Consider the following 13,905-nt stretch of genomic DNA (forward strand, 5'->3'; position numbering starts at 1 on the left):
CGGCAGGCGTGGCAGTCTCTTGTCAGGAACTGGTCTTGCCGTTCCGGTTGCTCACCGACTGGTACACCCCGTAGAGGAGCTGTATGCCGCCGATAGCCATCAGCACCACGCCCACCTTCGTGAGGGTGAAGACGGGAATGTGGACGTCCTCGGTGAACAGCCGGAGGGCGAGGCCGATGACGAAGCAGATGGCGCCTTCGCTGACGTTCTTTGCGGGGGAAGCCACGGTGATCGGTCTCCTTGCGTATCGGTGCGGGGTGGGCCGGCGGGCCCCGTGCCCACGAGCCAGGTTAGGACAGCAGGTGAACGGCGGTCCTCCGCCCACCGGATGAGTTGGTACCACATCGATCGGCGGACCCGCGGGCCCGGCGCCTCATCCTCCGCCCGGAGGAGACGGCCGGTCGGGCGTGCACGGGGAGCAGGAGACGGCCCTGGCGGGCGGCAACTGAAGGGGGAGGAGCGGTGTCACGCTCCGCGTTGGTCATCGGGGGGAACCGGGGCATCGGACGGGCGGTCGCGCAGCGGCTCGCCGCGGACGGGAACCGGGTGGCCGTCACGTACCGGAACGGCCCTGCGCCGGACGGCCTGTTCGGAGTGCGGTGCGATGTCACAGAGCTTGACAGCGTGCATCAGGCCTTTGCGCTGACCGAGGCCGAGCACGGCCCCGTGGAAGTGCTCGTGGTGAATGCCGGAATTACCCGCGACCGGCTCTTGCTCACCATGTCGGAGGACGATTTCACCGCCGCGCTGCACACCAATCTGACCGGTGCCTACCGGGTCGTCAGGCAGGGGCTGCGCGGGATGGTGCGCGCCCGGTGGGGACGGATCGTCCTCCTCTCCTCGCAGGTCGCCCTCTCGGGAGAGGCCGGCCAGGCCAACTACGCGGCCTCGAAGGCGGGCCTGATCGGATTCGCCCGCTCGCTCGCCCGTGAAGTGGGCAGCCGCGGCATCACCGTGAACGTGGTCGCCCCCGGGCTCACCGACACGGACATGGCCGCCGCCCTCCCCGAGGCCCGCAGGGAGGCGATCCTCGCCGGCGTCCCGCTGGGCCGCATGGCCCGGCCCGAGGAGGTGGCGGCGGCCGTCGCCTTCCTCGCCGGCCCCGGCGCGGGGTACGTCACGGGCGCCGTCCTGCCGGTGGACGGCGGCGCGGGCATGGGCCACTGAGCCCCGCCCACCCCGCCCTGCCTCCCCTCCCACCACCCCACCCGCTCACGTTGACAGGACCGGAATGAAAGCACTCGTCCTCGCCGGCGGCACCGGCAGCAGACTGCGGCCCCTCACCCACACCGGGGCGAAACAACTCGTGCCCGTGGCCAACAAGCCCATCCTCTTCTACGGGATCGAGTCCCTCGTCGACGCCGGCATCACCGACATCGGCGTGATCGTCGGCGAGACCGAGGACGAGATCCACGCCGCGCTCGGCGACGGCTCCCGCTTCGGCGCCGCCATCACCTACATCCGCCAGCAGCAGCCGCTCGGCCTCGCCCACGCCGTGCTCGTCGCCCGCGAGTTCCTGGGCGACGACGACTTCGTCATGTACCTCGGCGACAACTTCCTCGTCGGCGGGATCAGCGCACTGGTCGCCCGGTTCGCCGCGGAGCGGCCCGACGCCGGCATCCTCCTCACCCGGGTCGCCCGCCCCCGGGAGTTCGGCATCGCCGAACTCGGCCCCGACGGCGGCGTCCTGCGGCTGGAGGAGAAGCCGGAGGAGCCGCGCAGCGACCTGGCCCTGATCGGGGTCTACCTGTTCACGCCGGCCGTGCACGAGGCGGTGCGCGCCATCAGCCCCTCCAAACGGGGCGAACTGGAGATCACCGACGCCCTCCAGTGGCTGATCGACCAGGGCCGCACCGTACGGCCCACGGTGGTCAGCGGCTACTGGAAGGACACCGGCAACGTCGACGACCTGCTCGAAGTGAACCGCTCGGTGCTGGAGTCCGTGGAGAGCGGCGTCGAGGGCGCCGTGGACGCCGCGAGCGAGATCATCGGCCGCGTGCACATCGGCGAGGGCGCCCGCGTGGTGCGCTCCCGCATCGTCGGCCCGGCCCTCGTCGGCGCCCACACCACCGTCACCGACTCCTACGTGGGCCCCTCGACCTCGATCGCCGGCCACTGCGCCATCGACAACAGCGAGCTGGAGTTCTCCATCGTCCTCGACGGCTCCCGCATCGAGGGCGTGGGACGCATCGAGGCCTCCGTCATCGGCCGGAACGTGCAGGTCCGCCGGGCCGAGCGCACGCCCCGCGCCCACCGCCTCGTGCTCGGCGACCACAGCCGGGTCCAGATCGTCCCCTGACCGCCCAGTCACAGCCGGAGCAGCTCATGGAAGTCATCGGCACCGGATTCCTCGCGGGGAGCCTGCGGCGGATCTCCGAACGGCACGAGGGCGTCGTCGCCCTCGCCGCAGGGGTCTCCGACATCGCGGGCGCCGACCCCGTCCGGGACTTCCGGCGCGAGGCCCGCCTCGTCGCCGGAACGGCCGCGCAGTGCAAGCGGCAGGGCAGGACCCTGCTGTTCTTCTCCACCGCTTCCGCCTCCCTCTACGGCGCCCCCGGGTGCACGGGCACCGAGGAGTGCGAGCACCCCGCCACCACGCCGTACGGCCGGCACAAGCGGGCGATGGAGCGGATCGTCCGGGAGGCGGGGTGCGACTGGCTGATCCTGCGGCTCAGTCACGTCGTCGGACCGGACCAGGCCCCGCACCAGCTCGTCCCCGCCCTCACCCGGCAGATCCTCGGCGGCCGCGTGCGCGTCTACCGCGGGGCGTGCCGGGACCTCCTGGACGTCCGCGACTTCCTGGCCGCCACCGACTCCCTGCTGGCGGCCGGGGCGGCCGGCGAGGTCGTCAACGTCGCCTCGGGCGTCCCGGTCCCCGTCGAGGACATGGTCACGCACATCGGTGCGCTGCTCGGCAGGGAGCCGGAGCGCGAGTACGTCCGGCGCGACCACGGCCACCGGGTCTCGGTGCGCAAGCTCGACCGGATGCTGGGCCGGGCCCCGGGCACCGCCCCGGCCGCCTCCTACCGCGACGTGCTCGACCGGTACGTCCCCGGCTACGCGCCCCGGGCGGCCCCCGGCGCGTGAACACCCTCCCGGGATCCGCCGGATCCCCTGGCCCGACAGACCGTCACGACCGCGATGAGGTGCGGATCCCTTCATGCATCACGGCAACGTTCCCCTGCGCATCCTGGTGACCGGAGGCGCGGGATTCATCGGTTCGCACTACGTGCGGAGCCTGCTGGGCCCCGGCGGCCCGGCGGACGTCCGCCTGACGGTGCTGGACCGGCTCACCTACGCGGGCAACCCCGCCAACCTCGCCGCCGTACGCGACGACCCGCGGTTCGCCTTCGTCCACGGCGACGTGTGCGACGCCGGGCTGCTCGACCGGCTCGTCGCCGCGCACGACCAGGTCGTCCACTTCGCCGCCGAGTCCCACGTCGACCGGTCCATCGCCGGCGCCGCCGACTTCTCCCGCACCAACGTGCTGGGGACGCAGACGCTGCTGGACGCCCTCGTGCGGCACGGCGGCAGGACGCTCGTCCACGTCTCCACGGACGAGGTGTACGGCTCCATCGCCACGGGCTCCTGGAGCGAGGACGAGCCGCTGCGCCCCAACTCGCCGTACGCGGCCACCAAGGCGTCGGCCGACCTGATCGCGCTCGCCTTCCACCGCACCCACGGCCTCGACGTGCGGGTGACCCGCTGCTCCAACAACTACGGCCCCCACCAGCACCCCGAGAAGGTGATCCCGCTCTTCGTCACCCACCTCCTCGACGGCCGCCCCGTGCCGCTGTACGGCGACGGCAGCCACGTCCGCGACTGGCTCCACGTCGACGACCACGTCCAGGGCATCGAGCTCGTCCGCACAGGCGGCCGGCCGGGCGAGGTCTACCACATCGGGGGAGGCACCGAACTGACCAACAAGGAACTGACCGGCCTCATCCTCGAGGCGTGCGGCGCCGGCTGGGAGTCCGTCGAGCACGTGCCGGACCGCAAGGCGCACGACGCCCGGTACTCGGTCGACTGCACGAAGATCCGCACCGAACTCGGCTACCGGCCGCGCAGGAGCTTCGGGAGCGGACTCGCCGAGACCGTCGCCTGGTACCGCGCACACCGCGCGTGGTGGGAGCCCCTCAAGGAAGGAATGACATGCCGTTCCACATCGCATTCGTAGGCGTCTCCGGAGACGGCCACATGAACCCGCCGCTCGCCGTGACCGAGGAGCTCGTCCGGCGCGGGCACCGGGTCAGCTGGGCGGTGACGGAGGAGTTCGCCGACCGGGTCCGGGCGGTGGGGGCCGAGCCCGTCCGCTACGCGTTCACGCTGCCCGAATACCCCGACGACGACGTCCCCTCCGTCGCCCCGGCCGAGTTCCTGATGGAGGCCCGGGCCACCCTGCCCGTCATCGAGGAGGCCTGGGGCGGGGACCGGCCCGACGCCATCGCGTACGACGGGCTCGCCTGGGCGGGCCGGGTCCTCGCCGCCAAGTGGCGGGTACCGGGGGTGGAGATGTGGCCCTCGTTCGTGTCCAACGAGCACTTCTCGCTGGAGGCCGAGTTCCTCGCCGGCCACCCCGTCGACGCCGAACTGCTGGCCTTCGCCCGCGGGATGGCCTCCTTCCTCGCCGAGAACGGCCTGTCCCGGATTCCGGTGAGCCGCTTCCTCGCCCACACCGAGCGGCTGCGGCTGGCCTTCTTCCCGCGCGCCTTCCAGTTCCGCGGCGAGACCTTCGATGACTCCTTCGCCTTCGTGGGCCCCTGCCTGAGCACGAGGGACCGCACCCGGCAGCGGCAGTGGCGGCCGCCCGCCGGCGACCGGCCGGTCCTGCTCGTCTCCCTCGGCACCTCGTACAACGACCGGCCCGACTTCTTCAGGATGTGCGGCGAGGCCTTCCGGGACCTGCCCTGGCACGTGGTGCTGTCCTACGGCTCGCGGATCGCCCCCGCCGGGCTCGGCGAACTGCCCGCCAACGTCGAAGCGCACCCCTACGTCCCCTACCTCGACGTGCTCCCGCACGCCGCCGCCTTCGTCACCCACGCCGGCATGGGCAGCGCCATGGAGGCCCTGACCCACGCCACGCCGATGGTCGCCGTCCCCCAGATGCACGAGCAGGAGGCCGTGGCGGCCCGGATCGAGGAGCTCGGGCTCGGGGCCCGCCTCGACCCGGGCGCGCTCGACGCCGCCACGCTGCGCGAGACCGTGCTGAAGGCCGCCGGGGACCCGGACGTGCGGGCCGCCCTGACCCGGATGCGGGACGTGACCCGCGCGGCGGGCGGCGCGGCGGCGGCCGCCGACCGCATCGAGGCGGACCTGGCCCTGCGGGCCGCCGCCCCGCGCGCCGCGGGCTGACCACCCGCGGCACCACGCAAGGAAAGAGACCGAAGGAAAGACGGGGGAGACGTGACGGTTGCCGACGCACCGGCCCGCGAAGGGCACGGGCACTGTCCACACCACGAACCAGGGACCCGGGCCGCACCGGGCACCCACCGGATCTGCGTCATCGGCTGCGGCCCGCGCGGCACGTCGGTCGTCGAGCGGATCCTCGCCAACGCCCCCGGCCTCCTCGGGGGCCGGCGCCTGGACCTGCACGTGGTCGATCCCTTCCCGCCGGGCGCCGGGCGCACCTGGCGGACGGACCAGCCGCGGCTGCTGTGGATGAACTCCGCGGCCGACCAGGTCACCATGTTCCCCGGAGCCGCCGTCACCTGCGCGGGCCCCGCCCGGCCCGGGCCGGCCACCGGGCAGTGGCTCGGCGGGCCGTTCCACGACGGCTCCTACGCCTCCCGCGCCGACCAGGGGCGCTACCTGCGCTGGTTCTTCGAGACGGTCACGCGCGACCTGCCGCCCGGCGTGCGGCTGTTCGTCCACCGGGCCCGGGCGGTGGACCTGCGGCGCCCCGCCGCCGGCGGCGGCCAGCGCGTCGTGCTCGACGGCGGGCTGCCGCCGGTCGACGCGGACCAGGTCGTCATCGCCCCGGGCCACCTGGGCGCCCCGCCCGGCCCGGCGCCCGCCGGGATCACCCGGATCGGCCCCGGCCCCGCCGACCCGCGGCAGCTGGACGCGATCCCGCCCGGGGCGGCCGTCGTCGTCCGCGGCCTGGGGCTGGTCTTCACCGACTGCCTCGCGCTGCTGACCGAGGGCCGCGGAGGGCGGTTCGCCCGGGAGGACGGCCGCCTGCGCTACCTGCCGTCCGGGCGGGAGCCGCGCCTGATCGCCGGCTCCCGGCGCGGGGTGCCCCTGCCGCCGCGGCCCGCGGCGCCGGCGGCCGCCCCGCCCGAGCCGCCGCGGTTCGCCACCCTCGGCGCCTGCCGCGAGATCCTCGGCCGCCCGGGAGCCTCCTTCACCCGCGACGTGTGGCCGCTGGTCGTCGCGGACCTGACGTGGAGCCACTACCGCGAGCTGTTCTCGCGGCACCCCGGGCGCACCCGCATGGACTGGCCGGAGTTCGACGCCCGCTTCCGCAGCCTCCCGGCGGACGGCGCCCGGCGCGAGCAGCTGATCCGCGCGGCCGTCCCCGACCCGGCCGACCGGCTCGACCTGGCCCGCCTCGAAGCGCCCCTGGCGGGGCTGCGCTTCGCGGACGCCGAAGGCCTCCAGCAGCACGTCCGCGGCCACGTCGCGGAGTCGCTGCGCCGGCGGCGCGACCCGGAGAACACCGCGGAGCCCGCCCTGGCCGCCGCCCTGGCGTCGGCGGGCGCCGTCGTCGAAGAGCTGTGGCGGGCCGGCGAGATGGCGCCGCAGGCTGTGGCGGAGGCGCTGGAGCGGTTCGCCTTCGGCGCGTTCCTGAGCTCCGGCCCGCCGCCGCTGCGCGCCGAGCAGCTGCTGGCGCTGGCCGAGGCCGGAATCGTGACGTTCGCCGGCCCCGGCATGACGGTGGAGACGGACGCGGACCGGGGGGTCGTACGGGCCTCCAGCCCGGCCGTCCCCGCCGTGTACGAGGCGCGCGTCCTCCTGGACGCGCGGCTGGAGCAGCCGGCCCCGGAGCGCGTGGGCAACCCGCTGGTCCGCGCCCTGCTGGCCCGCGGTGAGCTGGCCGAGGAGCGGACGGGGCCGGCCGGGACCGGGATGCTGCGGCTGTCCGGGCCCGCCATGCACCCCGTCGGGGCGGACGGCCGGGTGCACCGGGACCGGGCCTTGGCGGGCCCGGCCCAGTTCCCCCGGCCCGGCACCGACGCGGCGTTCTTCCGCCAGAACGACGTGATCGCCCGGCACGCCCTCGCCGGGGGTCCGGCAACGGCCGTGGGTGACCATGGAATTGACCGGCGGCCAGTGATCGTTCAACACGGGTAGAGATAACCTGTCGTTGACCACAGGTACGCGTAGTAACCACCCGATCGGGTGGCTGGACCGTCGCTGCCCCGGGCAAGGGGGACGCGGCTGTCGCGTAGTGGCTCGCACGTGTCCGGCGGGCCGGGCGAGCCCTTTGACACAGCAGGAAAGCAGCCCATTGACCCGGTGCTGCGAAGGGGGAACAGTGCAGTCCACAGTTGGTGAGCGGGGGACATGGGAGCCGAGAGCCGCCTGGACGATGAAGGACGGGGAACTGCATGTCCTCTCCTTCGACGAGGGCGCGGAGGGGGACGGGAGCGGGGCCGGCCCCGGCCTCGCCGGCGGGTGGGAAACGGGCCGTGAGGAAGCGGGACCGGGCCGGTTGCGGGCCCTGCTGGGCAGGGTGCTGGGCCGCCCCGCCGAGGAGGTGCCGCTCGTCCGTGACCAGTACGGGCGGCCGCGGCTGGAGGGGCTGCCGATCGGGCTGTGCGTGTGCCGCGACGACGGCCGTCTGATCGTCGCGCTGGCGCACCGCATGACGGTGGCCGTCAGCGCGCACTGCGTGCCCGAGGTGTTCTCGAGTGCGGCGTTCCTGCCGTTCACTCCGCGGGAGCGGCAGTTGGTGGACACGGTGCAGGAGCCCCAGCAGCCGTGGCTGCTGGCCCGGCTGTGGGCCCGGAAGGAGGCGGCCCTGCGGCTGTGGGGCCCCGGCCGGCTGTCCCTGGCGGACGAGGTGGACGCCCTGCCCGGGGGACGAGGGGGCGCGGTCCTCGTCCCCGACCCCGTGCCGGGGAGCGGGCACGCCCCCCGCAGCGCCTACGTCGTCGACCTGCCGGCGGCCGCGCCGGGCTGGGTGGTGTCGGCGGCGACCTCCGCGCCGCCGCACACCGTCCGCACGTGGCGGGTCGGGCGTACGGCGCCGGAGGCGGTCATGGCGTGACGACGGCGCAGTGGTCGGCGGTGCCGGCGGGGGCGCCGGGGACGCTGAGCTCCCGCCAGACCGCCGCCGCGAAGCGGTAGGCCCCGGCCGCCTCACAGAGGGCGGCCGCGGCCTTGTACTCGGCCTCCGCCTCCTCGGCGCGCTCGGCGGCCCGGTAGGCGCGGGCCAGGGCCACGGTGCAGCGCGCCCGGTCCACCGGCGGCAGCTCCGCGCGGCCGCGCTCGGCCTCCCCGGCCCACTCCAGGGCCCGTTCCGTGCCGTGGTGCAGCTCGGTGAGGGTGCGGAGCATCGCGAGGCGGGTGGCGTCCGCGGGGGTGCCGAGGACCTCCACCGCCCGGCCGAAGCGTTCCACCAGGGCCCCGGCGGCGTCCGGGCGGCCGGTGGCGAGGTGGAGCAGGGCCGCGGCCCACAGCATCCGCACCCGCACCGTCGTGTCGGTCTCGGGGCCGGTCAGTTCGAGGGCCCGGTCCAGGAGGCCGACGGCCGGCTCGGGCCGGCCGGCGACGTAGCGGTATTCGGCCGCCGCCCACAGGGCGGTGGCCGGCAGCTGGCCCGCGGGCAGGGCGTCCGCGGACCGCAGGATGTCGTCGCACAGCTCTTCGCCGCGCTGCCACTCGCCGCTCTCCAGCCAGCCGGACAGCAGGCTCACCTGCGCCTGGAGGCGCTCGGGGGCACCCGCCTCGCCGGCCGGGAGCGCGCGCAGCGCCTCCTCGGACAGGCGGACGCTCTCGGAGAGCTTGCCCGAGCCCCGCAGCAGGTCGGCCGTCTCCACGGCGACGCGGGCGCGCAGCTGCGGGGCGGCGCCGGTGAGGGGGTCGGCCAGCAGCAGGCGCAGCGTCTCCTCGCGGGCGGCCTCGTCCCCCAGCCTGCCGTAGGTGGCGGCCAGCTCCCAGCGGGCCTCCCACAGGGCGTCCTCCATGCCGGAACCCGAGGCCCGGCGGATGACGTCCAGGAGCGCGTCGCGCGCGGACCCGTGGTCCCCGGCGCGCTGGTACGACCGCGCGGCGACCAGGCGGCCCACCAGTTCGAGGCGGTGCGTGCGCTGTTGCTCGCGCGGGGTTTCGGGGGAGGAGAGCTCGTCGAGCGGAACGTCGAGGCGCTCCGCGATGGCGCGCACCACCTTGGGGCTGGGGGTGCGGTGCCCGCTCTCGACGAGGGAGATGTAGCTGGGGGACATTCCGTCCCCGGCGATGTCCGTCTGGGACAGGCCGCGCGCGCGGCGGACCTCCCGCACCCGCCTTCCGAACTCTGGTTGTTCGACCGTCAAGGTTATCGCTCGCTGTTGTGAAGTTTGCCGTACCCGACTCTGACCATGTCGCCGCAGTCTACCGGCGGCGATGGGGTGTGATACCCGGTTCGAGCCTCCCTTCGACGCTTCCTTGACCGCACTTTGAACGTTTCCCTAGTCATAATCGAGTCATGCATAAGTCGATAGATGTGACCGAAAAGGGAGGGCGGCGGGGTCGGAGACGGGGCATGAACGCCCTGCTGAGCGCCGTCGCGATCGGCGCGGTGGGGGAGGCCATGATGGTGGTGGCCGTCCCGTGGTTCGTGCTGCGGACCACCGGCAGCGTGGCCCGGACCGGGCTGATCGTCGCCGTGGTCGCCGTCGGCGTGGCGGTCGCCGGCTTCGCCGCCGGCCCCCTGGTGGACCGCTGGGGATTCAAGGCCATGGCCGTCGCCTCCTACCTCGTGGGCGGCACCGCCGCGGCCCTCATCCCCCTGTGCTACGCCTCCGGCCGGCTCGGGTTCCCCGCCCTCGTCGCGCTGGTCCTCGCGGCGAGCCTGCTCGACATGCCGGGCGCGGCGGCCGTCACCGGCCTCGTGCCGGGCCTCGCGGAGGCGGCCCGCATGCCGCTGGAGCGGGCGAACGCCCTGCTGGGCGGGGTGTACCAGACGGCCCAGCTGTGCGGGCCGCCGCTGGGCGGCGCCGCCGCGGCCCTGCTCGGCACCGAGGGCGTGCTGCTGATCGACGCGGGGGCCTGCGGCCTGGCGGCCGTCGTCATCGCCTGCTGCGTGGCCGCGCCGGCGCGCGGCACCCGCTCCGGCCCCGCCGAGAGCTACCTCGCGGGGCTGCGCGCCGGGCTGCGGACCCTGCGCCGGAACCGCCTCCTGCGCACCCTGACCGCGTCCTCGGCGGCGTTCAACGCGCTGGACAGCGGGATCTCCGGGGTGGTCCTCGTGACCTACGCCTACCAGCATCTGGGCAGCGCGACCGACCTGGGGGTGCTGCTCACCGCGTTCGGCCTGGGGACGGTGGCCGGAACCCTGGGGTTCGCCGCGGTGGGGCACCGGTTCGGCCGGCGCGCGGTGTACCTGCGGTCGAGCCTGCTGGCCGGCCTCCTGCTCCTCCCGCTCGCCGCCCTGCCGCCGCTCCCGGCCGGGGCCGCGCTGCTGGCCGTCCTCGGGGCCGTGGCGGCACCCGTGGGCCCGATCCGCACCGCCGCCCTCCAGCGGCACGTGCAGGAGGAGCAGTACGGCCGGGTGATGTCGGCCGTGGACACCGTCGCCATGACCGCCGTGCCGCTGGGCGCGTCCGCCGCTGTCGCGCTCGTCGGCGGGGTGGGGCTGGCCTGGACGATCCTCCTGATCGCGGCGGCCTACCTGCTGGTGGTCGCGTGCTGCTGGATGGCGCCGGGGCTCCGCGGAATATGACCGCCCGAGTCCGTGACTTTATTTGACAACTGATGACAGGATGTTGACGCTACTTCTTCAAGGACATCCATCCTGAGGGGGATTCATGACACATGTTCTCGACCGGTCGGGGGCGGTGGCCGCGGTGGAGGGCGTCCCCTTCGCCGACCGCCTGGAGGCTCTGCAAAGAGTCCGCGGATTCCTCGCCGAGGACCCCGGCCCCGTGCACGAGCTGCTCTGCGAGATCTCCACCCACCGCGCCGCCGCCTATGAGATCGAAGCGGCCGTCAAGACGCTGGACGGCGCACTCGCCGAAGCGGAGAAGTACCGTCCGGGCCGGGTGCCGCGGCTCGCGGTCTTCATGCCGTCCAACGTCCTGCTCTATTCGTACGTCCTCTACCTGCTGGTGCCCTCGCTCTACGCCGAGCGGCTCGTCTTCCGGCCCTCCAGCCAGGTCAAGGACCAGATGCGGCGGCTGCACGAGATGCTGGCCGCCCACCACCGCCTGCCCGTCGAACTCACCACGGCCAGCCAGCGGGACTTCCTGAACGACCACGTGCTGCCCGCCGAGGCCGTCGTCTTCACCGGCGCCTACGCCAACGCCGAGCAGATCCGGGCCCGGCTCCGCCCCGGGCAGCTCTTCCTCTTCCTCGGCTCCGGCGTCAACCCCTTCGTCGTCGCCCCCGGCGCCGACCTCGGGCGGGCCGTGCGCGACGCCGTCGAGATCCGCGTGCTGAACTCCGGCCAGGACTGCCTGGGCCCCGACCTGTTCTGCGTCCACGAGGACCTGCTGGACCCCTTCGTCGACGCCCTCGTCGCGGAGGTCGCGGCGCTGCGCTACGGGCCGTACACCGACCCGGACGCCGACTACGGCCCCATCTTCTACGAGGGCGCCCTGGAGGAGGCGGCACTGTACCTGGCGCGCAACCGCCGGCGCATCGTGCACGGCGGCGGCGTGGACTTCCGCACCCGCCGCATCGAGCCCGCCGTCGTCGTCGGCGGCGAGGTCACCCCCCGCTTCCAGCTCCCGGAGTTCTTCGCGCCGGTCTTCAACGTCGTGGGCTACCGCGACGCGGACGCCCTCGCCGCGACCCTCACCACGGGCGTGTTCACCGAACGCGCCCTGGGCTCCAGCGTCTACGGACACGCACCGGACCTGGTCGAGGCGCTGCGCCGGCGCACCACCGTGACCGTCGACACGACCCTGATGTCCATCGACGACGGCAACGCGCCGTTCGGCGGCTACGGCCGCCAGGCCAACTACATCAGCACGGGCGAGGAGCTGCGGGCCGAGCCGGTCCTCATCTCCAAGGCCGTCGCCGAACACTTCCCGGAGGCGGCACGATGAGCGCACGCACCTACCCCACCGCCTGGGCGGCGGTCGCCGACCACCTCGGGCACCTCGGCGCCGGAGCCGTCTTCGGCCTGCCCGGCGACGACATGGACCTGCTCGGCGCCCTGGAGGGCACCACCACCGACGTGGTGCTCTGCCGCGACCAGCGCAACGCCGTCCACATGGCGACGGGGTACGCCCTCGCCTCCGGGCGCCCCGCCGTGTGCGCCGTCGGCAAGGGACCGGCCCTCACCAACACCCTCACCGGGCTCCTGGAGGCGAGGTCCGCCGCGGCTCCCGTCCTGCTCGTCGCCGGCGGCACGCGCCTGGACGCCCTGGGCACCGGCGCGTTCCAGGAGCTCGACCAGCTCACCGCGGTCCGCCCGTTCACCAAGTGGGCCGTGCGCGTCGACAGCGCCGAGCGGCTGCCCGCCGTCCTGGACAAGGCCGTCGCCATCGCCGTCAACGGCACGCCCGGCCCCGTCTACGTGGAGATCCCCGAACAGATCGCCCTGGAGCCCGTCACCGCCGCCACCCCGTGGCGGCCCGGCACCCCGCAGCGGACCGCCCCGGACGCCGGCGTGCTGCGCGCCACCGCCGAGCTGATCTCGGCGGCCCGCCGGCCGCTGCTGCTGGTGGGCGGCGGGGCCCGGCACCGCAACGCGGACCGCTCCGTGGAGGCGTTCGCCGAACTGCTGGGGGCGGGCATCTTCACCACGGCCTCCGGGCGCGGCACGGTCGACGAGGACCACCCCCTCTTCTGCGGCGTCTCGGGCCTCTACACGGTCGCGCCCGCCAGCGACCTGTGGCGCGAGGCGGACCTGGTCGTCGCCCTCGGCAGCAGGCTGGAGGAGACGGCGACGTTCGGCTGGCCCGCGCCCGCGGACCTGCCCGTCGTCCAGGTCGTCAGCGGGGAGGACTCCGTGGTCACCGGCCGCCCCGGCGCCCACGTGCTGGGCGACGCGGCCCGCACCGTGGTCGGCTGGACGGAGCTGCTCGCCGGGCACGAGCGCCCGGCGGAGTGGGAGGCGCGCGTGCGCCGGGCGAAGGCCGGGCAGGCCGAGCGGGCGGAACTGCGGGCGCGCGAGGCGGAGAAGGCGGTCACCGGCCCCGGCCCGACCGTCGCCCAGGTGCTGGGCGCGCTCGACCGGGCCGTCCCCGCCGACCGCGTCCTGGTGCAGGAGAACGGCCTCCAGGACATGTGGTCGTACTTCTACCCGCACTACTCGTGCGGCGCCACGGGCGGTTCCGTGGTACCGAGCGAGCAGACGCCGCTGGGCTTCGGCGCCGCCGCGGCCGTCGGCGTCCGCCTGGCCCTGCCGGAGCGGCCCGTCGTCGCCGTGGTCGGGGACGGCGCCTTCAACATCTTCCGCGGCGAGCTGCCCACCCTCGCCGACTGCGGGGCCGCCGTCCTCTACGTCGTGCTGGACAACGGCGGTTACGGATGGCTCCAGACCAACCTCGACCGGGTCTCCGGCGAGGACTCGCGCTTCGCGTTCACCACCCCGCGCCCCACCGGCACCGAGGGCCTCGCCCGCGCCCACGGCTTCGGCCACTGGTCCGTCACCGACCGGGCCGACCTCGACCGCGTCCTCGCCGAGGCCTGGCGGACCTGCGCGGCCGGCACCGCCGCGGTGGTCGAGGTGAGCGTCTCCCTCGGCGACTTCCCGCCCGGCATGGACGGGGCCGCGGGGGACTTCCCCGCGCGCGAGGACGCCTGACCGCG

At 74.6% G+C, this 13,905-nt stretch carries 12 protein-coding genes; 10 read left to right on the forward strand and 2 right to left on the reverse strand.

Going from position 1 to position 13,905, the window contains the following annotated elements:
* Window positions 1–22: 22 nt before the first annotated feature.
* Complete coding sequence (locus PS271_RS23820) at window positions 23–226, reverse strand: DUF5708 family protein (RefSeq protein WP_398384458.1); 204 nt, start codon at window positions 224–226, stop codon at window positions 23–25.
* 236 nt (window positions 227–462) lie between these two features.
* Between PS271_RS23820 and fabG the strand changes: the two genes are divergently transcribed.
* From fabG to PS271_RS23855, 7 genes are all read left to right on the forward strand, one after another.
* Complete coding sequence (gene fabG / locus PS271_RS23825; RefSeq protein WP_398384460.1) at window positions 463–1,167, forward strand: 3-oxoacyl-ACP reductase FabG; 705 nt, start codon at window positions 463–465, stop codon at window positions 1,165–1,167.
* Between the two features lie 64 nt (window positions 1,168–1,231).
* Window positions 1,232–2,299: a glucose-1-phosphate thymidylyltransferase gene (locus PS271_RS23830; protein ID WP_398384462.1), complete on the forward strand. Its 1,068-nt coding sequence runs from the start codon at window positions 1,232–1,234 to the stop codon at window positions 2,297–2,299.
* Between the two features lie 26 nt (window positions 2,300–2,325).
* A complete protein-coding gene (locus PS271_RS23835; RefSeq protein ID WP_398384464.1) occupies window positions 2,326–3,087 on the forward strand; it encodes an NAD-dependent epimerase/dehydratase family protein in 762 nt (253 codons plus the stop codon).
* 73 nt (window positions 3,088–3,160) lie between these two features.
* A complete protein-coding gene (rfbB, locus tag PS271_RS23840) occupies window positions 3,161–4,177 on the forward strand; it encodes a dTDP-glucose 4,6-dehydratase (protein ID WP_398384466.1) in 1,017 nt (338 codons plus the stop codon).
* On the forward strand, window positions 4,153–5,352 hold the full coding sequence (locus tag PS271_RS23845; RefSeq protein WP_398384468.1) for a macrolide family glycosyltransferase: 1,200 nt from the start codon (window positions 4,153–4,155) through the stop codon (window positions 5,350–5,352). The genes rfbB and PS271_RS23845 overlap by 25 nt, the downstream gene beginning before the upstream one ends.
* A gap of 51 nt (window positions 5,353–5,403) precedes the next feature.
* Window positions 5,404–7,293 carry an FAD/NAD(P)-binding protein gene (locus PS271_RS23850; RefSeq protein WP_398384470.1) on the forward strand — a complete coding sequence of 630 codons (1,890 nt, stop codon included), beginning with the start codon at window positions 5,404–5,406 and terminating at the stop codon, window positions 7,291–7,293.
* Between the two features lie 184 nt (window positions 7,294–7,477).
* A complete protein-coding gene (locus tag PS271_RS23855; protein WP_398384472.1) occupies window positions 7,478–8,212 on the forward strand; it encodes a 4'-phosphopantetheinyl transferase family protein in 735 nt (244 codons plus the stop codon).
* Here the strand turns inward: PS271_RS23855 and PS271_RS23860 are convergent.
* Window positions 8,202–9,479 carry a helix-turn-helix domain-containing protein gene (locus tag PS271_RS23860; RefSeq protein ID WP_398384473.1) on the reverse strand — a complete coding sequence of 426 codons (1,278 nt, stop codon included), beginning with the start codon at window positions 9,477–9,479 and terminating at the stop codon, window positions 8,202–8,204. The two genes, PS271_RS23855 and PS271_RS23860, sit on opposite strands and share 11 nt — an antisense overlap.
* A gap of 209 nt (window positions 9,480–9,688) precedes the next feature.
* Here PS271_RS23860 and PS271_RS23865 point away from each other — a divergent pair, with 209 nt between their 5' ends.
* From PS271_RS23865 to PS271_RS23875, 3 genes are all read left to right on the forward strand, one after another.
* Window positions 9,689–10,867 carry an MFS transporter gene (locus tag PS271_RS23865; protein WP_398384474.1) on the forward strand — a complete coding sequence of 393 codons (1,179 nt, stop codon included), beginning with the start codon at window positions 9,689–9,691 and terminating at the stop codon, window positions 10,865–10,867.
* An 85-nt stretch (window positions 10,868–10,952) separates the two neighbouring features.
* Window positions 10,953–12,194: an aldehyde dehydrogenase family protein gene (locus tag PS271_RS23870; RefSeq protein WP_398384475.1), complete on the forward strand. Its 1,242-nt coding sequence runs from the start codon at window positions 10,953–10,955 to the stop codon at window positions 12,192–12,194.
* The gene (locus PS271_RS23875) at window positions 12,191–13,900 is read left to right on the forward strand and encodes a thiamine pyrophosphate-binding protein (protein WP_398384476.1); all 1,710 of its coding nucleotides are present in this window, start codon (window positions 12,191–12,193) and stop codon (window positions 13,898–13,900) included. The genes PS271_RS23870 and PS271_RS23875 overlap by 4 nt, the downstream gene beginning before the upstream one ends.
* The last annotated feature ends 5 nt before the right edge of the window (window positions 13,901–13,905 follow it).

Source organism: Streptomyces sp. SCA2-17, from assembly GCF_044336695.1.